The organism is Cryocola sp. 340MFSha3.1, assembly GCF_000383315.1.
In the GTDB taxonomy this organism is placed as follows: domain Bacteria; phylum Actinomycetota; class Actinomycetes; order Actinomycetales; family Microbacteriaceae; genus Leifsonia.
The window spans coordinates 54,503-78,427 of record NZ_KB911087.1; the positions used below are offsets into that span (position 1 = coordinate 54,503).

At 70.3% G+C, this 23,925-nt stretch carries 26 protein-coding genes; 11 read left to right on the plus strand and 15 right to left on the minus strand.

Going from position 1 to position 23,925, the window contains the following annotated elements:
* Positions 1 to 10: 10 nt before the first annotated feature.
* From H284_RS0100265 to H284_RS0100300, 8 genes are all read right to left on the minus strand, one after another.
* Positions 11 to 1,381, minus strand: coding sequence for a glycosyltransferase (locus H284_RS0100265; RefSeq protein ID WP_020074729.1), 1,371 nt, complete (start codon positions 1,379 to 1,381; stop codon positions 11 to 13).
* Positions 1,381 to 1,977 (minus strand): exosortase R, encoded by a 597-nt coding sequence (gene xrtR / locus H284_RS0100270; protein ID WP_018191041.1) that lies wholly within the window; start codon positions 1,975 to 1,977, stop codon positions 1,381 to 1,383. Before xrtR ends, H284_RS0100265 begins: the two co-directional genes overlap by 1 nt.
* A gap of 138 nt (positions 1,978 to 2,115) precedes the next feature.
* Entirely contained in the window at positions 2,116 to 2,304 is a 189-nt protein-coding gene (locus H284_RS0100275; protein ID WP_018191040.1) for a hypothetical protein, read from the minus strand.
* A gap of 29 nt (positions 2,305 to 2,333) precedes the next feature.
* Entirely contained in the window at positions 2,334 to 2,834 is a 501-nt protein-coding gene (locus H284_RS0100280) for a peptide ABC transporter substrate-binding protein (protein WP_231371025.1), read from the minus strand.
* 293 nt (positions 2,835 to 3,127) lie between these two features.
* Positions 3,128 to 3,571: a VOC family protein gene (locus H284_RS0100285; protein ID WP_018191038.1), complete on the minus strand. Its 444-nt coding sequence runs from the start codon at positions 3,569 to 3,571 to the stop codon at positions 3,128 to 3,130.
* Positions 3,572 to 3,624: 53 nt separating this feature from the next.
* Complete coding sequence (locus tag H284_RS0100290) at positions 3,625 to 4,863, minus strand: RNA polymerase sigma factor (protein WP_018191037.1); 1,239 nt, start codon at positions 4,861 to 4,863, stop codon at positions 3,625 to 3,627.
* Entirely contained in the window at positions 4,860 to 5,189 is a 330-nt protein-coding gene (locus H284_RS0100295) for a YciI family protein (protein WP_018191036.1), read from the minus strand. Before H284_RS0100295 ends, H284_RS0100290 begins: the two co-directional genes overlap by 4 nt.
* A gap of 96 nt (positions 5,190 to 5,285) precedes the next feature.
* The gene (locus H284_RS0100300; RefSeq protein ID WP_018191035.1) at positions 5,286 to 6,677 is read right to left on the minus strand and encodes a DUF1254 domain-containing protein; all 1,392 of its coding nucleotides are present in this window, start codon (positions 6,675 to 6,677) and stop codon (positions 5,286 to 5,288) included.
* A 171-nt stretch (positions 6,678 to 6,848) separates the two neighbouring features.
* Between H284_RS0100300 and H284_RS0100305 the strand changes: the two genes are divergently transcribed.
* Together H284_RS0100305 and H284_RS0100310 are read left to right on the plus strand one after the other, a co-directional pair.
* The gene (locus tag H284_RS0100305) at positions 6,849 to 8,495 is read left to right on the plus strand and encodes a SulP family inorganic anion transporter (RefSeq protein ID WP_020074730.1); all 1,647 of its coding nucleotides are present in this window, start codon (positions 6,849 to 6,851) and stop codon (positions 8,493 to 8,495) included.
* Between the two features lie 23 nt (positions 8,496 to 8,518).
* Positions 8,519 to 9,190 (plus strand): GAP family protein, encoded by a 672-nt coding sequence (locus tag H284_RS0100310; RefSeq protein ID WP_018191033.1) that lies wholly within the window; start codon positions 8,519 to 8,521, stop codon positions 9,188 to 9,190.
* Positions 9,191 to 9,246: 56 nt separating this feature from the next.
* Here the strand turns inward: H284_RS0100310 and H284_RS0100315 are convergent, their stop codons facing one another.
* Together H284_RS0100315 and H284_RS0100320 are read right to left on the minus strand one after the other, a co-directional pair.
* Entirely contained in the window at positions 9,247 to 9,789 is a 543-nt protein-coding gene (locus tag H284_RS0100315; RefSeq protein WP_018191032.1) for a P-loop nucleotide/nucleoside kinase family protein, read from the minus strand.
* Complete coding sequence (locus tag H284_RS0100320; RefSeq protein WP_018191031.1) at positions 9,786 to 10,349, minus strand: hypothetical protein; 564 nt, start codon at positions 10,347 to 10,349, stop codon at positions 9,786 to 9,788. The genes H284_RS0100315 and H284_RS0100320 overlap by 4 nt, the downstream gene beginning before the upstream one ends.
* A 69-nt stretch (positions 10,350 to 10,418) precedes the next feature.
* Here H284_RS0100320 and H284_RS0100325 point away from each other — a divergent pair, with 69 nt between their 5' ends.
* Positions 10,419 to 12,083, plus strand: a complete 1,665-nt coding sequence (locus tag H284_RS0100325) for a SulP family inorganic anion transporter (RefSeq protein WP_020074731.1) — start codon at positions 10,419 to 10,421, stop codon at positions 12,081 to 12,083.
* 115 nt (positions 12,084 to 12,198) lie between these two features.
* On the opposite strand, the gene H284_RS0100330 is transcribed toward H284_RS0100325, so the two are convergent.
* On the minus strand, positions 12,199 to 12,831 hold the full coding sequence (locus H284_RS0100330) for an MBL fold metallo-hydrolase (protein ID WP_020074732.1): 633 nt from the start codon (positions 12,829 to 12,831) through the stop codon (positions 12,199 to 12,201).
* Positions 12,832 to 12,950: 119 nt separating this feature from the next.
* Here H284_RS0100330 and H284_RS0100335 point away from each other — a divergent pair, with 119 nt between their 5' ends.
* Positions 12,951 to 13,619 carry a GAP family protein gene (locus H284_RS0100335; protein ID WP_020074733.1) on the plus strand — a complete coding sequence of 223 codons (669 nt, stop codon included), beginning with the start codon at positions 12,951 to 12,953 and terminating at the stop codon, positions 13,617 to 13,619.
* A 28-nt stretch (positions 13,620 to 13,647) separates the two neighbouring features.
* Here the strand turns inward: H284_RS0100335 and H284_RS0100340 are convergent, their stop codons facing one another.
* Positions 13,648 to 14,946: an alpha/beta hydrolase gene (locus tag H284_RS0100340; RefSeq protein ID WP_020074734.1), complete on the minus strand. Its 1,299-nt coding sequence runs from the start codon at positions 14,944 to 14,946 to the stop codon at positions 13,648 to 13,650.
* Between the two features lie 220 nt (positions 14,947 to 15,166).
* Here H284_RS0100340 and H284_RS0100345 point away from each other — a divergent pair, with 220 nt between their 5' ends.
* A complete protein-coding gene (locus H284_RS0100345; RefSeq protein WP_020074735.1) occupies positions 15,167 to 16,426 on the plus strand; it encodes a hypothetical protein in 1,260 nt (419 codons plus the stop codon).
* Between the two features lie 19 nt (positions 16,427 to 16,445).
* On the opposite strand, the gene H284_RS0100350 is transcribed toward H284_RS0100345, so the two are convergent.
* Positions 16,446 to 17,162, minus strand: coding sequence for an SDR family oxidoreductase (locus H284_RS0100350; RefSeq protein WP_020074736.1), 717 nt, complete (start codon positions 17,160 to 17,162; stop codon positions 16,446 to 16,448).
* A 111-nt stretch (positions 17,163 to 17,273) separates the two neighbouring features.
* Here H284_RS0100350 and H284_RS0100355 point away from each other — a divergent pair, with 111 nt between their 5' ends.
* The 4 genes from H284_RS0100355 to H284_RS0100370 are packed head-to-tail and all read left to right on the plus strand — an operon-like array spanning position 17,274 to position 20,572.
* Positions 17,274 to 18,173 carry a LysR family transcriptional regulator gene (locus tag H284_RS0100355; RefSeq protein WP_020074737.1) on the plus strand — a complete coding sequence of 300 codons (900 nt, stop codon included), beginning with the start codon at positions 17,274 to 17,276 and terminating at the stop codon, positions 18,171 to 18,173.
* Between the two features lie 16 nt (positions 18,174 to 18,189).
* Entirely contained in the window at positions 18,190 to 19,779 is a 1,590-nt protein-coding gene (locus H284_RS0100360; RefSeq protein WP_231371026.1) for an alpha/beta hydrolase, read from the plus strand.
* A 44-nt stretch (positions 19,780 to 19,823) separates the two neighbouring features.
* Positions 19,824 to 20,066, plus strand: coding sequence for a hypothetical protein (locus H284_RS0100365; RefSeq protein WP_039731156.1), 243 nt, complete (start codon positions 19,824 to 19,826; stop codon positions 20,064 to 20,066).
* Positions 20,063 to 20,572 (plus strand): ASCH domain-containing protein, encoded by a 510-nt coding sequence (locus H284_RS0100370; protein WP_231371027.1) that lies wholly within the window; start codon positions 20,063 to 20,065, stop codon positions 20,570 to 20,572. The genes H284_RS0100365 and H284_RS0100370 overlap by 4 nt, the downstream gene beginning before the upstream one ends.
* Here the strand turns inward: H284_RS0100370 and H284_RS0100375 are convergent.
* Positions 20,488 to 21,414 (minus strand): AraC family transcriptional regulator, encoded by a 927-nt coding sequence (locus tag H284_RS0100375; protein WP_020074741.1) that lies wholly within the window; start codon positions 21,412 to 21,414, stop codon positions 20,488 to 20,490. The two genes, H284_RS0100370 and H284_RS0100375, sit on opposite strands and share 85 nt — an antisense overlap.
* 157 nt (positions 21,415 to 21,571) lie before the next feature.
* Between H284_RS0100375 and H284_RS0100380 the strand changes: the two genes are divergently transcribed.
* On the plus strand, positions 21,572 to 22,582 hold the full coding sequence (locus H284_RS0100380) for an aldo/keto reductase (RefSeq protein ID WP_029042760.1): 1,011 nt from the start codon (positions 21,572 to 21,574) through the stop codon (positions 22,580 to 22,582).
* A 27-nt stretch (positions 22,583 to 22,609) separates the two neighbouring features.
* On the plus strand, positions 22,610 to 23,455 hold the full coding sequence (locus H284_RS0100385) for an MBL fold metallo-hydrolase (protein WP_020074743.1): 846 nt from the start codon (positions 22,610 to 22,612) through the stop codon (positions 23,453 to 23,455).
* A 6-nt stretch (positions 23,456 to 23,461) separates the two neighbouring features.
* Here the strand turns inward: H284_RS0100385 and panD are convergent, their stop codons facing one another.
* The gene (panD, locus tag H284_RS0100390) at positions 23,462 to 23,872 is read right to left on the minus strand and encodes an aspartate 1-decarboxylase (RefSeq protein WP_020074744.1); all 411 of its coding nucleotides are present in this window, start codon (positions 23,870 to 23,872) and stop codon (positions 23,462 to 23,464) included.
* Positions 23,873 to 23,925: the final 53 nt, after the last annotated feature.

The following is a 23,925-nucleotide window of genomic DNA, read 5'->3' on the forward strand; positions in this document are numbered from 1 at the left end:
CGTTGATTCCTTAGTGTGACGCGGGCGCGGAGGCGGCCGCGGAGGTGGTGGACGGGGCTGCGGTCGCTCCCCCGGGTTCGGCCGACCGTGCGGTCTTGTCCCACCCGGTGCGGCCCTGGATCATCCGCAGCAGCGCTCCCCAGGCGCAGGCGAACGAGAGGTAGTTCATGACGAGGAAGGCGTGACCCATGAGGATCGCCCAGCCGAGCCCGACCCGACGGTCGCGTCGCAGGTAGACGACCGTGGTGAGGATCGACGGCGCGAACGTGAGCACGTACCACGCGAGCAGGCCGACGACGAGCGACAGCGGGCCGTCGACGTAGGAGAACACCGAGTCGGCACGGACGATGAACGTGAACAGCAGCCAATGCCAGAGGATCGACCAGGGCAGGTCGAACAGCCACGGCACGGAGAGGTAGGCGGACATCTCGAACATGCGCGCGTTGGAGAGGTCGGGGTTCTTCCAGATGTCGACGATGCGCTTGCCGGCCGTCATGTGGCCCTGGTACCAGCGGCGGCGCTGCACGATGAGCCGGCGGAGGGACTCGACGCCCTGCTGGTCGACCGACGCCGCGGGAGTCGTCTCCAGCGTCCAGCCCTTGATGAGCAGCGAGATGGCCAGGTCGAGATCCTCGGTGAGGGAAGCCGACCACGGCATCCCGTCGAGTCCTTCGAGGGCCGACATGCGGGTGAACTGGCCGTTGCCCCCGAGGCTGACCGTGCCGGTCTTCCGGCGGCCGAACTGCGTGATGGCCGACATCGACCAGAACTGGAAGTCCTGGAAGCGGGTGAGGAAGTTGGTGTTGCGGTTGCGGATGCGCACAGCGAGCTGAAGGCCGCCGACCTTCGGGTCCTCGAAGATCGGGAGGACGTGCGACAGTGCGCCGTCGGAGAGGCGGCCGTCGGCATCCATGACGCAGATGAGCACGCGGGCCGGATCCTGGCCGCGCTCTTCGACGAGCCGACGGACGAGCAGGTAGGCGTCGTTGAGCGCCTCCCCCTTGCCGGTGCGCGCGTTCGGGAGCTGCCGGCTGAGGACGATCGTGTTCGGTCCGCCCTGCTCGCGGGCGACCTCGGCCGTGCGGTCGTCGGAGGCGTCGTCGATGACGATGGTCGTGCTGCGGCGGCCCGGCGCGAGGGCACCGACGGTTGCGCCGATGACGGCCTCCTCGTTCAGGCACGGCACCAGGAAGTAGACGTCGAACGTCTCCGGCTCGTCGAGGAACGGCTGCTCGTAGCGGGCGTCTCCCTGCACGCCGAGCTTGGTCTTGTTCTTGCGGAGCTCGTGCATCCCGGCGCCCATCGCGGCGAGGAAGTACACCAGCGACAGCGAGATGACGACACCGGCGATGGTGTTCAGGACGGGGAAGAGCAGGTCCATCAGCGCACCGCCGTTCTTGTCGAGCGGAAGCGGCGGCGCGGACGGCGTCGCGGGACGATCCCGAGGAACACGCCCAGGCTGACGACGAGTCCGGCGGTCATCAGGAAGCTGCCGCCGAGGCTGTGCGCCCACTCGAAGCCGTCGCGTCCGTACTCGGAGAGCACCCACGCGAGGCCGACGATCCGCACCTGGTTCAGCAGGATCATCAGACCCGCGCCGAGGGCGGTGGCGACGACGACACGCACGGTCCGCAGGCGCGGGAGCATCATGAGCAGTCCGCCGAAGATGACGATGCTGCCGGCGTAGAGGGCGATCGAACACTCGATCGTGATGCGCAGCGCCAGGAACGTGTCGTGGACGCCGAAGACGACGGCCGGGGTTCCTGCGCTGAGCGACGGGAGGGCGTTGGTCGCGAAGAGCGTGTCGACCAGCCAGGCACCGACCTGCGCCTCGAGAAGGCGGGCGGAGTACTCCTTGACCAGGAAGAGGATGCCGAGCGCGACGACGGCGAGGCCGAGGAGGATGCGGGCCGCGGTCAGCAGCCGTCGGGCGGCGCGCCGGGAGGGCGCGGGGGTAGCGGGAGCGATGGTGGACATCGTCGGGTTCCTTCGTGGGCTCGGGAAAGCAGCCCACGTCGGTGGGCGGATGAACGGGTGTGAGGCGGCGCGGAGAGGCCGGCGGAGCCCCGGGGTCGCGCTAGGGACGCGACCCCGGAGGTTCTGCTGCTCGGCCGGTCAGGCCGAGGCGGCCGTCGCCGCGCGGGTGGCGCGACGCCGACGGATGTAGTTGGCGCGCACGAGCGCCAGCCCGACCAGGACGAACGCGGCCGCTACGAACGTGTAGGCGAAGGCGTCGAATCCGGTCGTGGCGAGGGCTGTGGCGCCGGCGATCCCGCCGACGATCGGGGTTGCGGTTCCGTACATGACGTCACCTGTCCAATCTGGTGGGAGTGTTACGCCTGCTCGGCGGTGCGGCGGCGTCGGACGAGGACGATGCCCGCGAGACCGATGCCCGCGATAGCGGCTGCGCCGCCGATCGCCGGGGCGATCACGGGGATCGCCGGCTGGTCGTCCGTCCACGTGAACGTGCCCGAAATCTCGGGTTCGCCGGTTAGCTGCTTGATGTTGAACGTCAACTGTGTTTGGAGCGGCGCGGGGGTGGTCTGGCCGAGCTTGAGCGTCGGAATCTTCACCTCCGTGATGGTGGGCACGAGCCCAGTCGTGTTGATCTGGAGAGTCCAAATACCGGTGAGACTGTGGGGGAAGAGGTTGTAGTTGACTCCGTCGATTGTTGTGGCGAAGCCCTTATCGGGATTTCCCGGGCTGTTCTCCGTGCCGGGCACGCCGTTGAAGCTGTTCCGCCAGACGGTGCCCGCGGGCAGACCCAGTTCGACGCTGATGATGCCGGTTGGCTCACTCAGTGTCCAAGCTGTGCCTGTCATGGCGACGTCCAAGTCTTGACCGATGGGTCCGGTGGCACTGATCAGAGTGCCAGCGGGGGTCGCCACGATCTCCGCGAAGGCAGGCGTCGCTGTGAGGACTCCGACACCCCCGATGCCGGTGATCAGAACGCCGGCTAGTACGGCGTTACGAAGTTTCGTCATAGTGTTCCTTTCGGGTGTTCGCTTCCACGAAGGGAAGCTCACCCAGGATCACCGGCCCCTTACTTCTACTCAGGCGGAATCGGGCCTATAGAGTAGTGCGCTGCGTGCCCCGCGCGGCGCTATTGAGTAGTCCGCAGGACCACTCACTCCCCCGAGGGCGTCAGCTTCTGCGCCAGCATCAGCAGGATTCCGCTCGGCCCGCGCAGGTACGTCAGCTTATAGATGTCCTCGTAGGTCGCGACGCCGCGCAGCGGGTAGTAGCCGTGTCGGGCCGCGATCGCCAGCGACGCGTCGATGTCGTCGACGGAGAACGCGACGCGGTGCATGCCGATCTCGTTCGGGAGCGTCGGTGGCGTCGGGATCGCGTCCGGGTGCAGGTACTCGAAGAATTCGAGGCGACCGTGGCCGTCCGGCGTCTGCAGCACCGCGATCTTCGCGTGGTTGCCGTCCAGCCCGACCGCGGTGTCCGCCCACTCCCCGCTGACCGTGTCGCGCCCGAGCACGGTCAGGCCCAGGTCGGTGAAGAACGCGATCGCGGCTTCGATGTCGTCGACGGCGATGCCGACGTTGTCCAGGGCGATGGGCATGGGGCGTCTCCTTGAGCGGTCGGACGGCGGTGGCGCCATGCTATCGGGCCGTCTCAGCGCGCGGCGAGGCGGTCCCGCTGGCGGGTCAGGTAGGCGGTCTCGGCCGCGTTGTCCGTCAGGGCGAGCGCGGCCTCGTACGCGGCGCGTGCATCCACCTCCCGTCCCAACCGCATCAGCAGCAGCGCGCGCGCCGCGTGGAAGGGGTGGTAGCCGGACAGCTGAGGGGCGAGCGCGTCCAGCAGCGCGAGGCCGGCCGCCGGGCCGTCCTGCTCCCCCACCGCGACCGCGCGGTTCAGCCGGACGATGGGCGACGGATCGAGCACCGCCAGCTGGTCGTACAGTGCGACGATCTGCGCCCAGTCCGGCGCGTCTCCGTCCGTGTGCACGGCGTTGATCGCCGCCAGCAGCTGGTAGCGGCCGGGCGGCTGGCCCGACGCCAGCCGTTCGCGCACGAGGGCGTGGCCCTCGGCGATGAGGGACGCATCCCACATCCCGCGGTCCTGCTGCCCCAGCGGCACCAGTTCGCCGGTGGACGAGACGCGGGCGTCGCTCCGCGCTTCGCTCAGGAGCATGAGCGCGAGCATCCCGGTGACCTCGCCGTCGTCCGGCAGGAGTTCGTGGAGGAGCCGTGTGAGGCGGATCGCCTCCCGGGTGAGATCGCGCCGCACCGGCGCAGTGTCGGGGCCGGAGGCGAGGTATCCCTCGTTGAAGATCAGGAACAGCACGGTCAGCACACCGGAGACCCGCTGCGGCAGGTCGTCAGCGGTCGGCAGCCGGTACGGGATGTTCGCCGCCGCGATCTTCGCCTTCGCCCGGGTGATGCGGGCGCCCATCGTGGTGTCCTGGACGAGGAACGCGCGGGCGATCTCGGGCACGCCGAGGCCGCCCACCATCCGCAGGGTCAGCGCGATCCGCGCCTCCATGGCGAGAGCCGGATGACAGCACGTGAAGATGAGTCGCAGCCGGTCGTCGTCGACCGCGCCGACCGGCTCGGGCTGCGTGTCGTACACGAGGTGCGCCTCCCTGTGCCGGGCGTCGCGGGTGCTCTCGCGGCGGATGCGGTCGATAGCTTTACGGGTGGCGGTGGTGGTGAGCCACGCGCCGGGACTCGGCGGGATACCGTCGACGGGCCAGCGCTCGGCGGCGGTCGCGAAGGCCTCGGCGGCCGACTCCTCCGCCAGATCGAGGCTGCCGAACCGCTTGGCGAGCGTGGCGACGACCCGCGCCCACTCCTCGCGGTGGGCCCGGGTGAGGGCGTCGTCCGCGGCGGTGACCCGTCGAAGAGTGGTCACACGACGAGGAGGGGTCGCACCTCGAGCCGGCGGTTGCAGGCCTTGGAGCCCTCGGCCATCAGCTCCAGGGCGACGTCGAGGTCGGGTGCTTCGATCAGCCAGAAGCCGGCCGCCCACTCCTTCGCCTCGACGAACGGGCCGTCGGTGAAGACGGGCTCGTCGCCGCGCCCGTCGATGACGGTGGACACGGACGGGTCGGCCAGTCCGCCGGCGAACACCCAGTGGCCACCGGCCCGCAGCTTGTCGTTGAAGGCGTCGATGGCGACGGCCTCCTCCTCGGTGCCCGAGTTGCTGCGGCTGTCGATGACGTTCACGAGATACTGCATGCGCACATCCTCTCCCTTCGGGCCGCCTCCTCGCGGCAGCCTCCACCCCTGCTACGAACGCGGGCGTCGCGTTTCGACAGTTCGGGCGGATCCACCTCAGACCGGGACGATGTCCCCGAGCTTCCAGCTGCGATCGAAGTACGGCTCGAGCGGGCCGTAGAGGCGGAAGTACGAGAACCAGTGCTTGCCCGGGATGGTCTGCACCCAGTTCGTGTCGCCGGTCGCGGGCGGTGTCGGGCCGAAGAACAGGTCGACGGAGCCGTCGGCGTTGGTGACCAGCTCGGGGTCGCGCGAGCCGCGGTCGCCGCGCTGCTGCTCGGTGTCGATCAGGCAGCGTGTGGCCACGTCGTAGACGGTGGCCGACCAGAACAGCTTCGCCGGGACATCCGCGGGCACGTGGAGGGTGTAGCTGCGGCCGCCGTCGAGCCACGCGCCGTCGCCGTCGGTGTACGCGCCGAGATACGCCTGGCCGACGCCGGGCGTCTGGCTCTTCATCGCCTCCGAGAAGCTGACCGCCTCGTAGAACCAGGAGGCGCGTTCGAGCAGCTCGTCATATCCATCGCCGCGCTGTGCGGAGTCGTCGAGGACGATCGCCTGCTCCCAGCGCCGGTCCGGCCAGTAGGCGCCCTGCGCGAACCGCTTGGCGAACGTGTTCGCCTGCGCCATCAACTCCCCCGCCGCCGCTCCCTGCTCGAGGATCCTGACCAGCCGCTCGGACGGCTCGAACGGCTTCCCCTTCTCGATGCCGAGCTGCTTGAGCATGGCGAGGTAGAAGCGGTCGCGCTCGTCCACCACCTCGCTCTGATAGATGTCGTGCAGCCGCCTCCAGTAATCGAGCCCGCGCGGCTGGTCGCCGGTCCAGGGGCGGCCGTCGGGCGACACGATGCGCGTCGGTGCCGGGTTCTCGCGATCGGCGTATGGGTAGATCCGCACGGCACGCACCAGGGCGTCGGCGCGCTCCGGGTCGGGGTCGAGGGTGCGGAACCCGAACATGATGTTGACGCCGGAGGACCGCAGCGTGCGATAGTCGTCGCCCAGACCATCCGGCTCGTCCATGCCGGGGCCGAGGATGACGTACTTTCCGCCCTGACCGCGGTCCGGGCCCATCTCGCCCATCGCGCCGACCTCGCGCTGCCAGAAGTCCGAGACGCCTCCCGCGGTCGGTCCGGCGGGCAGTTCGATCACCAGGGGGCCGCTCGCGGACAGGTCGAAGAAGTTCAGGATGTACGGGGTCGTCGCGTTCGCCGTGATGAGTCCCAGCCGATCCCGGTAACTGAGGTACCGCACCAGGTCGCTACCGGTGGCGCCGAACACGTCGTAGTGCTGGGTCTTCCATTGCGCGTAGGAGACGAGCGGCAGAGCCCAGAGGTACGCCTGGCAGGCGAGCTGGTAGTCCAGTTCGTCGAAGATCGTCGGGATCGCCTCGCGCGACGGCAGGTCGCCGTCGCTGGGGAGGCCGGCCAGGCGTCCGGGCAACTCGACGGTCATGGTTTCGTCCCTCCCACGAGGTCGGGTCGACGTCCCCCGACCGTACGATGCGCTCGCGTCGTCGCGGCACGTGGCGCCAGGATATTGATCGAGCGGGCCAGCGTCTAGGGGCGGTGTCCGGCGAAAATCAGGCTCTAGCGCGGCCCATCCGTCTCCCCTCAGACTGAGCGCATGCAGCGACCGCTCGCGGGTCTCACCTGGCGCAATGCCGGCGGTGAGGCGGTCGCGGGCGTCACGCTGCTGGCCATCGCCGTGCCGCTCAACATCGGCTACGCGCAGATCGCCGGGCTGCCGCCCACGGCCGGGCTGTACGCGCTTGTGCTCCCCGCGATCGTGTACGCCTTGATCGTGTCGTCCCGGCAGCTGGTGGCGTCGCCGGATGCGGCGGCGGCCGCGCTCGTCGCCTCCTCCATCGGCGGACTGGCCGTCGCGGGATCCGCCGACTACCTCACCCTGGCGTTCGCGCAGGCGATCATCTGCGGGGTGCTGTTCGCGTTCGCGGCGGTGCTCAAGCTCGGGTTCCTGGCGAACTTCCTCTCCAAGCCCATCCTGGTCGGGTTCGTCGGCGGGCTGGCGCTCGACATCCTGGTCAGCCAGATCGCGAAGATGCTCGGGGTGAAGATCGACTCGGGTGCCGAGTTCACCGACAAAGTGGGCGCGCTCGTCACCGGGCTGCCCACGCTGAACGGATGGTCGGTGCTGATCGCCGCCCTGTCCGTCGTCGTGCTCGTGGTCGGCAAGCGCGTCGCCCGGGCGGTCCCGTGGGCGTTGATCGTGCTCGTGGTCGCGACCGTGGCCGTCGTCGCCAGCGGGCTGGAGGCGCAGGGCGTCTCCGTGCTCGGCCCGGTGGATGCGGGTCCGCCGACCCTCACCTGGCCGGTGCTCGACTGGGGTCGCTGGCTCGCCCTCATCCCCTCGGCCATCGCGCTGACGCTGGTGACCATGGCCGAAGGGCTGCTCGTCGCGCGCAGTTACGGCGAGAAGCACCGCTACGGCACGAGCCCCAACCGCGACCTGCTCGCGTTCGGGGCGGCGAACGTCGCCGCCGGCGCGACGGGCGGATTCGCGGTCGGGTCGTCGACCTCCCGCACCGCCGCGATGGACCAGGCGGGATCGCGCACCCAGCTGCCGTCGCTGGTCGCGGCGGTCGGCACTCTGCTGCTGCTCGTGTTCGGCACGGGACTGCTGGAGCACATCCCCTCGCCTGCCATCGGCGCGATCGTGGGGGTCGCGATCATCCCGCTGCTCGGCATCCGCGAATTCGGGGAGCTGTGGCGGCAGGACCGGTTCGAGTTCGCGATCGGCGCCGTCTGCTTCGTCGTGACCGTGCTGATCGGCGCGATCCCGGGCATCTTCGTTGCCTTCGTCCTCGCGCTGATCAACCTCGCCCAGCGGGCCTCCTCCCCCGCGATCGACGTTCTGGAGGCGGACGGCGACCCGCACTCGTCGCTGCTCGACCCGGCGCCGCGCGGGGCGACGACGGCCCCGGGCATCGTGATCATCCGGCTCGCCGCTCCCCTCTTCTTCGCGAACGGGTCGGTCTTCGCCGACGCCGTCAAGCGCGCGGTCACCTCAGCGAGCGGCGTCCGCAACGTCGTACTCGACCTCGAAGCGGTGACCGACATCGACGTAACCGGCGCCGAGGCCTTCGCCGGCCTGAAGGCCTGGCTGCACGACAACGGCGTCGCCCTGTCGTTCAGCCGGCCGCGCACCGAGCTCGTCGACTGGATGCGCGACCTCGGCGTGCTCGACGACGAGCGCCTCTACCCGACCAACCGGGCCGCGCTCGCGGACCTCGGCGCCCCCTCCGTCGGCTGACGGCCACGAGAAAGCAGGACACTATGGGACCGGTCATCGGAGACGTCATCCCGCTCGCGCTCGGCGTGGCGATCAGTCCCATCCCGATCATCGCGGCGATCCTCATGCTGCTGTCGCCGAAGGCGCGCGGGACCAGCCTGGGCTTCCTCCTCGGTTGGCTGCTCGGCATCGTCGTCGCCGTCGTGGTGTTCACCCTCCTCTCGTCGGTCCTCCCGCAGGGCGACCCTTCCGAGTCGAAGCCGATCCTCGGCACCGTCGAGATCGTGCTGGGCCTGCTGCTGCTCGTGCTCGCGGTGCAGCAGTGGCGCGGGCGCCCGAAGGTCGGTACCGAACCGGCGCTGCCGAAGTGGATGTCGGCGATCGACACGATGACGGGCGCCCGAGCGCTCGTGCTCGGCTTCCTCCTCTCCGCCCTCAACCCGAAGAACCTGCTCATGGGTGTCGCCGCCGGCGTCGCCATCGGCTCCGACGCGCAGACGACGGCGGAGACGGTCGTCGCGGTGATCGTCTACACGGTCATCGCCGCATCCACCGTCGCCATCCCCGTCATCGCCTACCTGGCCGCCTCCGCCCGGATGGCCCGGCCGCTCGAATCCCTGCGCGCCTGGCTGGTCTACAACAACGCCACCATCATGGCCGTGCTGCTCCTGGTGATCGGCGTCGTGCTGATCGGCAAGGGACTCGGGGAGTTCTGACGGCCCTCGAGAGTCTCGGCGTGGTGGAGAAGGCCACGGCTGCTGCTCCGCGCCCTTCAGGACGGGTAGCGCTCTGCCAAGGCGGCGAGCACCTGGGCGACGGAGGCGTCGACAGGTGTGCGCGCATCCACCGTTATCGCGCGCTCGTCCGCGCCCGGAGCCTCGAAGTCGCCCAGATGCGCACCCATCACGTCGTCGGTGACGTCGTGGCGGGCGAGGTCGCTGCGGTTCGCCGCGAGACGCGCGCGGATCAGCTCCTCCGGGGCGTCGACGAAGACGAGGGCCGTCTCGGCGTGAGCGCGGGCGGCGAGCTCACGCCAGCGGTCGCGGAGGAACCGCGGCGAACTCGTGTCGTCGACGACGACGGCGCGTCCTGCGCTGAGCGCTTCTTCGACACGAGCCGACGCTTCGTCGTTGGTGCGCATCCATTCGGACACCGGGATGCCGTCGCCGCCGCGCAGTCCACGCTCTTCGTTGATGGCGTCGAGGCTCACCCGGTGCGCCCCGAGCCGGTCAGCCAGCGCGAGCGCGAGCGTCGACTTTCCGGAGAACGAGCGCCCGCACATGACAACCAGCAGAGGTGCGTTGCGGGTGGTCACCGAGTCGCCCGCGTCGACGGGCTGGACGGAAGCCAGCCGACCGTGCGGAGGATGTCGACCGCGACCTCCTCCGGCGTCCTGCCCGTCGTGTCGATGCGCATCACGGACTCGGGGGCGTGGGCTTCCAGCCGTACCGCAGCTGCCGCACTGCGCGCCAGGTGGGCGTCGAAGGATGCGCCGCGCTCGCGCTGGGCCAGCCGTCCCCGGACCGCTTCGTCGCTGCCCTGCAGGAGGACGGCCGCGATCTCCGCATCCTCGCCGAGTGCCTGCCGCAGCTGCGGGATCGTGACCACGGCCGCCGTGTTCGTGTAGACGAGGCGGCCGTATCCCAGGTCGCGGTAGTTGGTCCACATCGCGGCGAGGTTTCGCTCCGCGAGCAGCGCTTCCGGATACGCGCCCCACGGGGCTGGGTGCGCCAGGTCGAGGTTGTCGCCCTCGATGATGGCGTGCGCGACGTCGCCGGCCGAGAGGATGTCGTGGATCGCCAGCGCGACCGTCGACTTGCCGACTCCCGAGCGGCCGCCGATCAGCAGCGCCTTCGTCGCAGTGGTGGTCGGCACGGTGGGAATCTATCCGAGGGCTCAACTGCTGTCCAGCCGGGAGCGGCGGCCGTCGCTACCCTGTGGCCTGTGCGCGCCAAGAAGCGACGGCTGCGTCGCCGTGACATCGTCAAGGACGCCATCGCCGGGATCGTCCTCGGCATCGAGAGCGTGCCGGACGGCCTGGCGTCCGGGCTGCTCGCCGGCGTCAATCCGCTCGCCGGTCTCTACGCGTACCTGTACGGGATGGTCGGCGCGGCCGTGCTCACGAGCAGCACGTTCATGGCGGTGCAGGCGACCGGGGCGATGGCCCTCGTCATCCAGGACGCGAACCTGGAGACGCGACCCGACCCGGACCGTGCGCTCTTCACGCTCGCCCTCATGACCGGGCTGGTCATGTGCATCGCCGGGTTGCTGAAGGGCGGACGGCTGATCCGCTTCGTCCCCGCCGACGTCATGACCGGGTTCATCACCGCGGTGGGCGTCAACATCATCCTCGGCCAGCTATCGGCGTTCACCGGCTACTCGGGGGAAGGCAGCAACCGGGTGACGCGGTCGATCGACCTGCTCCGGCACATCCCGCAATGGAGCATCCCGACCGTGATCGTCGGTGCCGTCACGATCCTCGCCATCGTCGTGCTGCAGCGCACACCGGTGGGCGGGTTCGGGCTCGTGATCGCGGTCGTCGTCGGGTCGCTAACGGCTGCCGCTCTGAATCTGTGGGTGGATGCGCGGGTGCCGCTGCTCGGCGACATCGTCGTGGTTCCGGCCGGGCTGCCGTTGCCCACCCTGCCGTCGATCGGCGACGTCCCGTATCTGCTGATCCCCGCTGTGTCCCTCGCGCTCGTCGGACTCATCCAGGGCGCCGGGGTGTCCGCGGGCATCCCGACGGCGAGCGGGCGGCCGGCGAACGCATCCCGCGACTTCATCGGGCAGGGCGTCGGCAACATCGTGTCGGGGCTGTTCCGCGGAATGCCCGTCGGCGGGTCGATGTCGGGGTCCTCCCTGTTGGTCACTGCGGGAGCGCGGTCGAAGCTGGCGCTGTTCGTCGCCGGGGTGACGATGGCGCTGGTCATCGTGTTCGCGTCGGGCATCGTGGCGCTCACGGCGATGCCGGCGCTCGCCGGGCTGCTCATGACGATCGGCTACGCGGCCATCAAGCCGAGCCGCGTCTACTCGGTCGTGAAGAGCGGGATCCTGCCCACAGCGGTCATGACGGTCACCTTCGTGCTCACCCTCGTCATCCCGTTGCAGTTCGCCGTGCTCGCCGGAGTCGGGCTCGGCATCATCCTCTTCGTCGCCCGGCAGTCGAACCGGCTGCGGGTGCGGCAGGTGCACCTCGACGCGAGCGGCGGGATGCGCGAATCGGACCCGCCGGCAACCGTCGGCACGCGCGAGGTGATCGTGCTGCAGCCGTACGGGAGCCTGTTCTTCGCGAGCGCGCCCTCGTTCGAGCGGCAGCTGCCGAGCGTCGACGAGGACACGGAGGGCTCGGTGGTGATCATCCGGCTGCGCGGGACCGACGAACTGGATCTGGCGCTCATCGACTCCCTCCGCCGTTACGCCCGCAGTCTGGCCGCCGCCTCATCCCGGTTGAAGCTGGTCATCAGCGAGGCGGCGGTGCGCCAGCAGCTCGCCGCGAGCGGGCTCCTCGCGGAGCTCGGCGAGGAGAACGTGTACCAGGGCACCGAGTGGATCGGTAAAGCGGTGCAGCTCGCCTGGGCCGATGCTCAGCGCTCCGTCGCCCGCGAGTGACCCGTCCCTCATATCCGCCCACCGTCGAGTCCGCACAAACTGCACGCTGTGAGCCCCCGGAGCGTGCAAAGTTTGCGGACTCGACGGTGGGCGGAGGGGTGAGGTGCGGAGGGGGTCAGGGGGCGGTGAGACGGCCGGGGGCCCCGTGGCCGGGGCACACGAGGCGCGGACGGAGGGACGCGATGAGGTGCTCGGTTTCGAGCGCCTGGGGCTTGTCGCTCGTGAGGACGGACGGCATCTGGCGGAGGCGGCCCTTCGAAACCATCACCGCGTCGCCCGCGAAGACCACGCCGCGGTACTCGACGATGACGTGGCCAGGCGTATGGCCGGGCGCGGCGATCGCACGCATACCGGGAACGATCTCCGTCTCCCCCGCGTCCGGCAGCTCGTGCAGGCTCGCCGGAACCTCGCTGGCACGCCAGACCCGCGCCAGGAAGCGGCGGAACCGCGTCGGCGGCGGCGTCTGGCTGCGGAGGATGTCGGCATCCCGAGCGCCGATCCACACCCGGGCTCCGGTCTCCCGCTGCAGCGCCGAGGCCGACCCCGCGTGATCGGGGTCGTAGTGGGTGAGCACGATGTCGGTCACCGGCCCCAGACCGTGCTCGTCCCGCAGCTCGGCGATCAGGGCGGATGCGCCACCGGACGTCCCGGTGTCGATGACGACGGAGGAGTCGCCCGTGTCGACGAGATACGCGTTGGCGCCGGTCGCCTTCCGCAGGCGGTAGACGCCGTCGGTGAGAAGCTGCATGTGCTCAGCTTCGCACGGTGCCGTGCCTGTCCGCGCGGGTGCCCGCTGTCGTACCCTCGGCTGAGCGGACGGCGCACGGGCGGCCGGCTCGCCGCGGGCTCTCCGGCGAAAGGAGTCGCATGCTGAGCGTCATCGGGCAGCTCCTGCCGCTGGCCGTCGCGGTCGCGCTCAGCTCCGTCCCGATCCTCGCCGTGCTCGTCCTCCTGCTCGGTGCCGCCCGGCCGCGCGTGCCGACCCTGTTCGTCGTCGGATACGTCGCGGGCCTCGTCACGATCACGTCGCTCTTCGCGATCTTCCTGCACGCCATCCCCGCGAACACCTCCGTCGGGCCGGAGCCCTTCGTCGGCGTCCTGGAGATCCTCGTCGGCGTCGCCCTGCTCGTCTACGCGGTCATCGAGCTGCGACGGCACCCGCAGGCGGCGGAACGTGAGACGCTCCCCCGGTGGATGGTGGCCCTCGGCAGGATGCGCTCCCTCCCCGCACTCGGGCTGGGATTCGCGCTGAACATCCGGCCGAAGTCCATCCTGCTCGCCATCGCCGCCGGTCTGGTGATCGGGCCGGCGAAGCTCCCGGTGTCTGAGGATGTCATCGTCATCGCGATCTACGTGCTCATCGGGGGCAGCTCGGTCGGCGGCCCGGCACTGTTCGCTCTGATCCGTCCCGACAAGGCGCGGCCGGCGCTCGCCGCGACCGAGCGCTGGCTCCTGCGCAACGACACGACGGTCGCGATCGTCGTCGCGGCGGTCATCGGCACGGTCATCATCGGCAACGGGCTCTCGCGCTTCTGAGCGCTGGCCGCGATCGGGGCCGCGCGGATCAGGCCGGCGGCTCCTCCAGACCGAGCAGCGGATACAGTAGCCGCACGCCCTCGGTCAGCCCGCCCATCAGCGCGCCCCGTCCGTGGCCGCCGGTCGGCAGATCGGCGAACGCGGAGTCGATCCCGGCCGCTCGGGCTGCGGCAGCCGCCCGGAGCGCGACGTGGTGGTAGGCGGGGTCGTCGCGGCAGGCGGTGAAGATCGCCGTCATGCCCGGATGCCGGAACTGCCGCAGCTTGACGAACGGCTTCGCCGCCTCGTACGCCTGGGTATCGCCGCCGAACTGGTCGCGGAGGGTCGCGTCGGGATGCTCGGCACCGGGGAACTCCTCCCCCGAGATGTCGAGGATGCCGCCGTACAGCTCCGGATGGTCGATCGCGAACGACAGCGCGCACAGCCCGCCGTTGGAGTACCCGGCCGCCGTCCAGAACCGGTGGTCGCGGGTGACCGGGAGATGGCTCTCGGCCCACGCCGTCACATCCGTCGTCACGTAGGTCTCGGCCTTCCCGAACCGCGCGGTGTCGAGGCACAGCGTGTCGTCGTACGGGCTGCCCAGCTGGTCTGCGACGACGACGACCGGCGCGAGGCCGTGGTGGGTGGCGGCGTACTGGTCCAGCACCTCGGCGATGGGCTCCGGGTCCGGATTGCCGGGCTGGCCCATCATCATGACGATCAGCGGAAGGGCGGGTGGATGCGCGACGCGCGCCGCCGGCGGCAGGTACAGGCCGGCATCCCGCGCGTGGAATCCGCTCGTGGTCGCCGGGATCTTCGCCGTGCCGACCAGCCCGTGCGCGGGCATGCCCGCCGGCGGCGTCCAGTGCTTCCAGAGCGACGAGTCGTATCCCGTGGAGGCGAGCGCGGGCGGGGCGAGTTTCAGCGGCTTCTGGACGGCGATGGCGAGAACGCTGCCGAGGGTGCGGTTGAGCCCGTAGTTGGCGTTGATGCCGACGCCGGCCGCCAGGAGGAACACCGGGACGGCGGCGATCGCGACCACCGTGCGCCAGGCGGGGCGCCTCCGGATGCTGACAACGGCTATGGCCACGCCGACGAAGGCCACCGCCATCCAGGCGTAGTTGCCGAAGCCCAGCGACTCGCCGAACAGGTTCAGCCAGCGGATGCAGATCAGCCAGGTCGCGACGGCGGCCAGGATTCCTACCACGACCGCGAGCGCGATCCGCAGCAGCCAGCGCAGCGACGGGCGGCGGAGCAGCAGCCCGACCAGTAGCACGGCCGCCACCGCGAACACCACCACGGGCACCGGTCCATCGACGACGTCCAGCGCCAGCAGTCCGTCGAACACGCGGCCCCCTCGTTCCCCCGGACCGCAGGACGGGCCCCCAAGCAGCTCGACTATACAAGTGTTCGCCGAACGAACAGCCCGGGTCGTCGGGAGAGTCTGTGGAGGCTCGCAGATCGACAGCGCACGGCCCCCGAGCACGGGTCTTGCGAGAGAGAAATATTACCGTAGAGTGACCGGGACGTATTTTTGCATGCATGCAGATCGGCGGCGAGAGGAACCCGTGAGCGACGAACGACAGAGCCGCCCCGAGCCCGAGGAGGCGGCCCCGCAGGCCGTTCCGCCGATCGACACGTCGACGCCCCCGGCGACCCCGGCGCCTGTAACGCTCTCGGCTCCGCGGCGCCGCGGCCGGATCTGGATCGTCGCTACCGCAGCCCTCCTGCTGATCACCGGTGGGACGCTGGCGGCGGGATGGGGTTGGCGCGCTCTCGCCGCGGAGGCCGAGTCGCAGGCGCACCGTGAACTGGTGGCCGCATCCACCGCCCTCGACGACGTCACGGACCGCCGCGGAATGGCGATCGACAAGGCGCGAGCGGCGCTGCTGTCGCTGTCCGCATGGGGGGTGAAGCAGCGTCCGGACTACCTGCAGGAGTCGACGGCGAAGGCGCTGTCCGATGCTCAGGCGTCGCTGACGAAGGCGTCGAAGGGCCTGAAGTTCACTCCGTTCGACCCGCCGCAGGTGGCCGCCGGCAGCCCCGACCTGATGCCGTGGAGCGTCTCCGCCGACGTGCAGCGCACTCTCCAGCTCGCGAAGCAGGAGGAGACCACCCGCCGCACGCGGGCGGCGGAGCTGAAGGCCCTGACCGCCGCGCAGAAGGCCGTGTCGACCAGCGCGGCCGCGGTCTCCGCCGAGCTCACCGCGCACGGCGAGCAGGTGCTCACGGCCGACACCTCCGCGACCTACGAGAGCAAGGTCACTCTGCGGCACGCCATCGACGACGCGAAGGCGGACGTCTCGGCGGCTTCGACCATCGACGGTTCGCGCCTGCTCGCCGTGATCTCCGCGATCGACGGCGTCAACACGGCGCAGGCCGCCGGCGAGGCGGCCAAGCAGGACCCGGCGTATCCGGTACGCGCGCAGATGGAGGCCTACGCCCGCTCCATCGCCCACGGCGTCACTCTCGACTTCCAGTGGCACGAGAAGGTCAGCGGCCTGGGCGAGGGCTGGTACTCCGGGACGACGATGTACCACGAGGGCGACGGTGGCTGGGCGACGATCGACCTCAACTTCAGCCTGCAGGAGGGCTGGACCGACGGGGACATCAACGCGAAGGCCCTGATCACCCACGAGGTCGGCCACGCACAGGTCGTCCGCCCGGAGTGCAAGCCGCTGTTCGACGGTCCGACCTTCCAGGGCGACGACGAGATGTGGGCGACGGCGTGGGCGATCGCGATGGGCTTCGACGTGCCGGGCTCCGGCATCGAGGCCTACGGCCGCCCGAGCGACCAGCAGATCGCGGTCGCCGGGCAGTGCCGCTGAGGGCCCGGCCGCAGGCGCTTCAGACGAGCAGCGCGCCGCCGTCGACGGGGATGGACGTCCCCGTCATGAACTCCTGGGTCATCGCGTAGACGAACGCTCGGGCGACGTCGTCGACCTCGCCGACGCGACCGACGGGCAGGACGGCAGCCTGCTGGTCGTACATCGCCTGCTGGTCGTCCGCGCTCATCCCGGACCACAGCGGGCTGCGCACGATGCCCGGCTCGATAACGTTCACCCGCACAGGCGCGAGCTCGACCGCGAGTGCGCCGGCCAGGCTCGTCATCGCGCCGCACAGGCTGGACGCGACCGCCCATCCTGCTCCGGGCCGCGTGCGGGCGGAGCCGGACGTGAGGGTGATGGATGCGCCGGGCGCCAGGTGGCCGATCGCCGCGCCGACCGCGTTGAGCGCACCGAAGTAGCGCACCTCGAAGAAGCCGCGTGCCCGGTCGAGGTCCAGTTCGTCCATCGGCATCAGGCTCAAGGGCTCGCCGGCCGTGTAGGCCAGGTGGTCGACCTCCCCGGTATCGGCGAAGAACGCCCTCAGGTCGGCGGGGTCGAGGACGTTCACCGCTCGACCGGATGCCGTGGGCAGCTGGGCGAGCGCCGCATCCACACTCGATGTGCGGCTGGATGCGATGGTCACCCGTGCGCCGGCGTCGAGCGCCGCGCGGGCCGTCGCCAGGCCGATGCCGGAGCTTCCGCCGATGACGACGACGTGCGAGTTCTTCAGAGACATGGGGGTTCCTTTCGGTGGGACGGATCCAGTGTTCCGCCGAGCCGACGCGAGCGTCCAAGACCTCTTTGGACTTCGGTGACACCCGATGGGTATCAGTGGCATCATCGACAGATGAACACCGACCTCGATCTGCGGCGACTGCGCTATTTCGTCGCGGTCGCCGACACGCTCAACTTCGGCCGTGCGGCGGAGGCGCTGATGATCGCGCAGCCGGTGCTCTCGCGGCAGATCCGGGTGCTCGAGGCGGAGCTGGGCGTTCAGCTGTTCGTGCGCGACACCCGGGGCACGCAGCTGACGGACCACGGGCGGATGCTGCGCGACGAGGCCGAGACCCTGCTCGCCACTGCGGCCGCCGTCCGTCGCCGTGTCGCCGTCGCGGCGCGCGGCGAGACGGTGTTCACCGTCGGATTCATGCCGGGACTCACGGTCACCGGTGCCGTGCGCGCCTTCCGTGAGACGCATCCGGAGGTGACGGTCGAGGTCATGCGGACGACGTGGGAAGAGCAGTCGCGCGTCCTCCTGGACGGCCGCGCCGACGTCAGCTACCTGCGCGAACCCTTCGACGCCGGCGGCATCGCGTCCGTCCGTCTGTTCACCGAACCGCGGGTCGCGATGCTCCCGTCGACGCATCCGCTCGCGGAATCCGCCGAAGTGCGACTGGCCGACCTCAGCGGCGAGCAGCTCCTGCAGGACCCCGCCGCGGTGCCCGAGTGGACGGCGATCGAAGGGGGCTCGCGCCGCGGGCGGGCGCCTGGGCGCAGGCCCAGCCGCACGGTCGAGGAGAAGCTCGAGCTGGTCGCGATGGGAGCGGGAATCGCCGTCCTCCCCCTCTCGACCGCCACGTTCTACATCCGCCCGGACGTGCGCGCTGTACCGGTCGCGGACCTGGCGGAAACCGCGGTCCACCTGGGCTGGGAGGCCTCGCGGCGCTCGACGCTCGTCGAGGACTTCGTGGCGGTGGCGTCCGCCGCCGACGTCATCCGATCGGAGGATGCGCGCTCGCACGTCTGATTGAAATAGTGGATGCATGAGCATCCGCAGGTCAGTGACTCCCCCGCGCCGAACATCCGTCCATCGTCTCGGCGGCCTCCGCCTCCTCGCCGGGGCCGTCGTCGGGGCGCTGCTGCTGACGGGGTGCGTGTCGGCGGCGAAGCCGAAGATCGTCCCCCCCACCACCCTCAGCTCGCACACGGACGAGCAGGTGGCCCCCGAACTCGAGCCGTACTACAAGCAGGCTGTGTCGTGGGCCCCCTGCCTCGACCCGGGGATGCAGTGCGCCGAGCTCATCGCGCCCGTCGACTGGGCGAACCCGGGCGGAGAGCGCATCACGCTGGCGATCGCGAAGCGGCCGGCGGAGAGCGGAAAGGCGCGCGGTTCGATGCTGATCAACCCGGGCGGTCCGGGCGGCTCCGGCATCGAGTTCCTGCGCGGTTTCCAGGGCTCGAAGGGCGTGATGTCCGACTACGACGTGGTCGGGTTCGACCCGCGAGGGGTCGGTGAGTCGACCCCGATCGTCTGCTTCACGGACGATCGGGACCGCGACCGGATGCTGTCCGGCACGTTCCGCGACCCGTACGGCTCGGCCGGCTGGGAGAAGGAGCTCGATACGCGTCAGAAGGCGTGGGTCGACGCGTGCGTGAAGAACACCGGCCCGCTGCTGGCCCACATCGACACCGCCAGCGTGAGCCGCGACCTCGACATGATGCGAGCAGTGCTCGGCGACGACAAGCTGAACTATCTGGGGATCTCGTTCGGAACGTACATCGGCAGCGTCTATGCGGCACTCTTCCCCGCCAAGGTCGGACGGATGGTGCTCGACGGCGCCGTGGAGCCGCCGTACGGCTCGTTCGAGAGCAGTGTCCGGCAGGCCGCCGGCTTCGACCGCGCGTTCGCCGCGTACCTCACGAAATGTCTGAAATCGGCCGACTGTCCCGTGCAAGGCCCTCTGGCGAAGGCCAAGAAGCAGGCGCACGACCTCATCCTGAGCGTCGACCGCAAGAAGCTGAAGGCGTCCGACGGTCGGCTCCTCGACTCGTCCACGGTCGTGGACGCGATCGCCTACAACCTCTACGCCGAGTTCTCCTGGGACACCGTCACCGAGGTGCTGCGGGCAGTGAAGAAGGGCGACGCGGGACCGGTCTTCGAGCAGGCGGACAGCTCCAACGAACGTCTGCCGGACGGCGAGTACTTCGGACGCCTGATGGATGTGCTCGTCGCCGTGGGGTGCGCGGAACCCACCCGTGACGACAGCCCGGGCTTCCAGGAGGGCATCGACCGGATCAGCAAGGCCGCGCCGGTGCTCGGGTCCATCGGCGTGTACGACAACTTCGCGGCGAGCGAGAAGGCGTGTGCGCACTGGCCCTACCCGAAGCCCACGGAGACCCTGGACTTCACGGCGCCGGGTGCCGCTCCCATCCTCGTCCTCGGCACCACCGGCGACCCGGCGACGCCGTACTCGCAGGCCGTCGCGTTGTCGAAGCTGCTGTCGAGCGGGGTCCTGGTGACGCACAAGGGCGAGGGCCACGGCGCCTACGGACGCGGGGTCGGCTGCATCGACGGCATCGTCGACGACTACTTCGTCCGAGGGAAGGTGCCCGGGTCGCAGCCCACCTGCTGAGCTGCTGGCTTTCCGGCGCCCGTCCGCATCCCTAGGGTGCAGACATGGATGGCGATGTCACGTTCGAAGCGGTTATGCAGCGACCAGGTCTGGTCGACGCGGTGATCCGGCTGACCGCGGGCCCCGGAGAGCCGCCCGCCGCTCTGCGGGGCCGGGCGCGGTACCGGGACGACGAGGTGTGGGAGGTGTTCGTCCTCGACGACAGCACCGACTGGCCCCGCCGCGCGGTGTACCGGCTGGTGGACAGGATGGACGACGACGGCGACCCGCTCCCGGAGGAGGCATGATGCGGACGGCCGAGCGCATCTCGCGCTTCCGGGCTCGCGCGGCGCAGCTGCCGGTGGTCGCCTTCGGCCGGCCGGGGCCGGAGCGCGAGGACGTCACGCGTCACATCCTGGATGGAGCGCGGATGGCGACCACCACTCCCCTCGCCGACTACCTCCGCGACGGGGAGCCGCTTCCTGTGCCCGGCACCCGCTACCAGCTGGTCGACTCGACCGACGAGCCGGTCGCGATCGTCGAGCTGGCGGCCGTGACCACCTGCCGCGTCGACGACGTCGACCTGGCGCCCGCGCGCCCCGCCGTCGCGGGTGGGACCGACGATGCGGCGGCCCGTTGGCAGGCCGCCCACCGTGCGGCCTGGCCCGGCATCGACGGCGACACGGAGATCGTGGTGGCGGAGTTCGAGGTCGTCGAGCTGCCCAGCCGTCACCGGGCCGGTTCACCGGCCGTGACGTCACCGGCGATGTCGTCGGCCTCTGAGGCGCCCGCACGCAGCCGTGCTGCATCCTGACCCGGCGACTGCCCGAACGTGCGGCGGTACTCGCGGCTGAACTGCGAGACGCTGCCGTAGCCGACCGCGGAGGCGACCTCCGCGACGGTCGTGTCGCCCTCGGCGAACAGGATGCGCGCCCGTCGCAACCGCAACGCCTTCTGCCACTGGATCGGCGTCAGCGAGGTCGCCGCGCGGAAGTGCCGATGGAAGGTGGACACGCTCATGCCGCTGAGCCGCGCCAGCGCCGCGACGGACACCGGCTCGGCGAGGTTCTCACGCAGCCACGTCGTCGCGCGCGAGATGTGGGCGATGCCGCTGTCCGCCGAGCCGATTTGCCGCACGAGACCGCCCTGCGGCCCGGTGAGGAGGCGCCACACAATCTCCCGTTCGGTCGGCCCGCGGAGAGCTGCGGCATCCGCCGGGGAGTCGAGCAGCCGCATCATCCGGATCACCGCGTCGACGAGGTCGTCCGAGGCCTCTCCGACCGCCATCCCGGTGAAGCGCGGAGGGTCGGCCACGTCCACCGTGTCGAGGAGCAGACCGGCGATGACCGCCGGACGCAACGCCATGCTGAAGACCACGAACGGGTCGTCGGGGCTCGCCTCGGCGACGTGACCCGTGACCGGGAGGTCGAGGGATGCGACAAGGAACTGCCCGGGACCGTAGACGAAGTCGACGTCGCCGACGCTCGTGCGCTTCCGGCCGCCCGCGAGCACGGTCACGGAGGGATGCGTCATCGTCGCCCTCGGGCGCGTTCCGTACTCCACGACGCCGATGCTCACGCCATCGACCACGTCGCGGCGCACCGCTCCGGCGGCGCTCCGCAGGATGAGCGCGCGCAGCTCCTCCAGTCGTTCCATGGCTCGTAGCGAAGCACAGCGTGTCCGTGGCGGCAACGCGAGGGTGCCCGATCCGGTCGAAGTCGGCAGGATCGGGCTGCCCTTCGGCAGGATCGTGGTCGTCGCGCACGTCGTCCGGCTGGTGGCATGGAGACATCCGCTTCTGGAGGAGGACACAATGAGACGACGGACGTTCGGAGCGACCGGATGGTCGGTGAGCGAGCTGGCGCTGGGCACGATGATGTTCGGCGCGATGGGGAACACCGACCACGACGACAGCGCCAGGATCATCAACCGGGCACTCGATGCGGGCATCAACCTGGTGGATACCGCAGACGTGTATTCGCAGGGCGAGTCGGAGGAGATCGTCGGCGCGGCCATCTCCTCGCGACGCGACGAGGTGGTGCTCGCGACGAAGTTCGGACTGCCGATGGGCGAGGACGGCAACCAGTCCGGCGCGTCACGCCGCTGGATCGTGCAGGCGGTGGAGGGAAGCCTCCGCCGGCTGAAGACGGATCGCATCGACCTCTACCAGCTCCATCGGTACGACTGGAGGACCGATCTGAACGAGACCCTGTCGGCACTCGACGACCTCATCAGAGCCGGGAAGGTGCTCGCCGTCGGTGCATCGACCTTCGCCGCCGAGAAGATCGTCGAGGCGCAGTGGGTCGCCGAACGGAACGGTACCCATCGTTTCGTGAGCGAACAGCCGATGTACTCCATCCTCGGGCGGACGCCGGAGCGCTCGGTCTTCCCCGTCGCACAGCAGTTCGGGATGGGCGTGATGACCTACAGCCCGCTGCACGGCGGGTGGTTGTCCGGGCGCCCGCGGACCGACACGGCGCATCGCGCCAGGAGCCGGGCCGCACTGTACGACCCGGAGACGGAAGCCGGCCGCCGGCGCGTGCGGGCGGTCGACGAGCTGCAGACGATCGCGGCCGACGCCGGCCTCACGATGCCGCAACTGGCGATCGCGTTCGTGACCTCGCATCCCGCTGTCACCGCCGCCCTCATCGGCCCGCGGACGCAGGAGCAGCTCGACGGCCTGCTCACGGCTACCGACATCGTGCTGGGCGACGACGTGCTCGACCGCATCGACGCGGTCGTCGCGCCGGGCGCCGAGGTCAACGACGATAGCTACAACGCCACGCCCCCGGCCCTCGCCGAGCGCGCACTGCGCCGGCGGTGACGGATCGAGACGACGAGAGGACGCACCATGACCACCCCGCTGACGTTCGAGGTCTACACGGAGCGACGCGAAGGACTCACCCGCGACCTCCCACCCGGCAACGAGGAATGGCGGTGGGTCGCCAACACGGCGACCCTCATCGTCGGAGAACGCGAGGCCGTGCTGGTGGACACGTTCGCGACCATCGCGCAGAACGAGCGGCTGATCGAGTGGATCCGGTCGCACGACGTCCCGCTCGCCGCCGTCTATCTGACCCACGGTCACGGCGACCACGCGTACGGGGTGGGACAGCTGCGTGCCGCGTTCCCCGGCGTGCGGGCGCTGGCCACCGCCGGCACCATCGGCGAGCTGGAGGTGCAGGCGCGGCCCGAGTGGCGGGACGACTTCTGGGGCCGGCTCTTCCCGGGCCAGATCCCCGAGGTGGAGTTCCCCGAGGTCGTGGAGGGTGGCTTCAGCCTGGAAGGACACGACCTGATCGTCGTGGAGGCCGGCCACACGGACACGGAGGGGACGACCTCGCTGTGGGTGCCCGACGCCGGACTCGTCGTCGCCGGCGACGTGGTCTACAACGCGACGTACCCGTACCTCGCCGAGACGACGGCGGAGACGCGCCGCATCTGGGTGGCCGCCCTGGAGCGCCTCCGTGCTCTGGAGCCGCGGTGGGTGGTCAGCGGGCACAAGCAACCGGATCGTCCGGACTCGCCCGCGGACATCGAGGCGACCATCCAGTACTTCCGCGACATCGAGGAGACCCAGACGACGCCGGGCGACCCGCTGGGCTTCTACGAGCGGATGCTGCTGAAGCAGCCCGGGCGCGCGAACGTCGGCTCGCTGTGGGGTGCGGCGAAGGCGATCACCGCCGAGCGCGGCTGATACGGCTCAGAGCGCGAGCGGCGGCCGTTCGACGCCCGGCGTAACGGCGTCCGCGGGGTCGTCGCCGATCGCGAGGATGCGGTTGGCCGCGTCGACGTGCACAACGGTCGGAACGAACGTGCGGGCCTCGGCGTCATCCAGCTGCGCGTAGGAGATGACGATGACCGTGTCGCCGATTTCCGCAAGGTGGGCGGCCGCACCGTTCACGCCGATGACGCCGCTGCCCGGCTCCCCGGCGATCAGATAGGTCTCGAAGCGCGCGCCGTTGGTCACATCCACCACGGCGACCTGCTCCCCGGGCAGCAGGTCGGCCGCCGCCATCAGGTCGCTGTCGACGGTCAGCGAGCCGACGTAGTGGAGGTCGGCGTGCGTCACCGTCGCGCGGTGGATCTTCGACTTGAACATCGTTCGGAGCACGCTTCCATCCAACCAGGTTGTCGTCGCCGCCATTCCCCCATGTAAAAGAGCTT

What these genes read in the sequence shown, in the direction of transcription:
- H284_RS0100300 (WP_018191035.1), bottom strand. Translation starts at nt 6,677, where the DNA reads ATGACCGTCGAGTTGCCCGGACGCCTGGCCGGCCTCCCCAGCGACGGC.
- H284_RS0100305 (WP_020074730.1), top strand. Translation starts at nt 6,849, where the DNA reads ATGCAGCGACCGCTCGCGGGTCTCACCTGGCGCAATGCCGGCGGTGAG.
- H284_RS0100335 (WP_020074733.1), top strand. Translation starts at nt 12,951, where the DNA reads ATGCTGAGCGTCATCGGGCAGCTCCTGCCGCTGGCCGTCGCGGTCGCG.
- H284_RS0100385 (WP_020074743.1), top strand. Translation starts at nt 22,610, where the DNA reads ATGACCACCCCGCTGACGTTCGAGGTCTACACGGAGCGACGCGAAGGA.
- H284_RS0100265 (WP_020074729.1), bottom strand. Translation starts at nt 1,381, where the DNA reads ATGGACCTGCTCTTCCCCGTCCTGAACACCATCGCCGGTGTCGTCATC.
- H284_RS0100355 (WP_020074737.1), top strand. Translation starts at nt 17,274, where the DNA reads ATGAACACCGACCTCGATCTGCGGCGACTGCGCTATTTCGTCGCGGTC.
- H284_RS0100380 (WP_029042760.1), top strand. Translation starts at nt 21,572, where the DNA reads ATGAGACGACGGACGTTCGGAGCGACCGGATGGTCGGTGAGCGAGCTG.
- H284_RS0100350 (WP_020074736.1), bottom strand. Translation starts at nt 17,162, where the DNA reads ATGTCTCTGAAGAACTCGCACGTCGTCGTCATCGGCGGAAGCTCCGGC.
- H284_RS0100365 (WP_039731156.1), top strand. Translation starts at nt 19,824, where the DNA reads ATGGATGGCGATGTCACGTTCGAAGCGGTTATGCAGCGACCAGGTCTG.
- xrtR (WP_018191041.1), bottom strand. Translation starts at nt 1,977, where the DNA reads ATGTCCACCATCGCTCCCGCTACCCCCGCGCCCTCCCGGCGCGCCGCC.
- H284_RS0100310 (WP_018191033.1), top strand. Translation starts at nt 8,519, where the DNA reads ATGGGACCGGTCATCGGAGACGTCATCCCGCTCGCGCTCGGCGTGGCG.
- H284_RS0100275 (WP_018191040.1), bottom strand. Translation starts at nt 2,304, where the DNA reads ATGTACGGAACCGCAACCCCGATCGTCGGCGGGATCGCCGGCGCCACA.
- H284_RS0100370 (WP_231371027.1), top strand. Translation starts at nt 20,063, where the DNA reads ATGATGCGGACGGCCGAGCGCATCTCGCGCTTCCGGGCTCGCGCGGCG.
- H284_RS0100360 (WP_231371026.1), top strand. Translation starts at nt 18,190, where the DNA reads ATGAGCATCCGCAGGTCAGTGACTCCCCCGCGCCGAACATCCGTCCAT.
- H284_RS0100285 (WP_018191038.1), bottom strand. Translation starts at nt 3,571, where the DNA reads ATGCCCATCGCCCTGGACAACGTCGGCATCGCCGTCGACGACATCGAA.
- H284_RS0100375 (WP_020074741.1), bottom strand. Translation starts at nt 21,414, where the DNA reads ATGGAACGACTGGAGGAGCTGCGCGCGCTCATCCTGCGGAGCGCCGCC.
- H284_RS0100295 (WP_018191036.1), bottom strand. Translation starts at nt 5,189, where the DNA reads ATGCAGTATCTCGTGAACGTCATCGACAGCCGCAGCAACTCGGGCACC.
- H284_RS0100330 (WP_020074732.1), bottom strand. Translation starts at nt 12,831, where the DNA reads ATGCAGCTTCTCACCGACGGCGTCTACCGCCTGCGGAAGGCGACCGGC.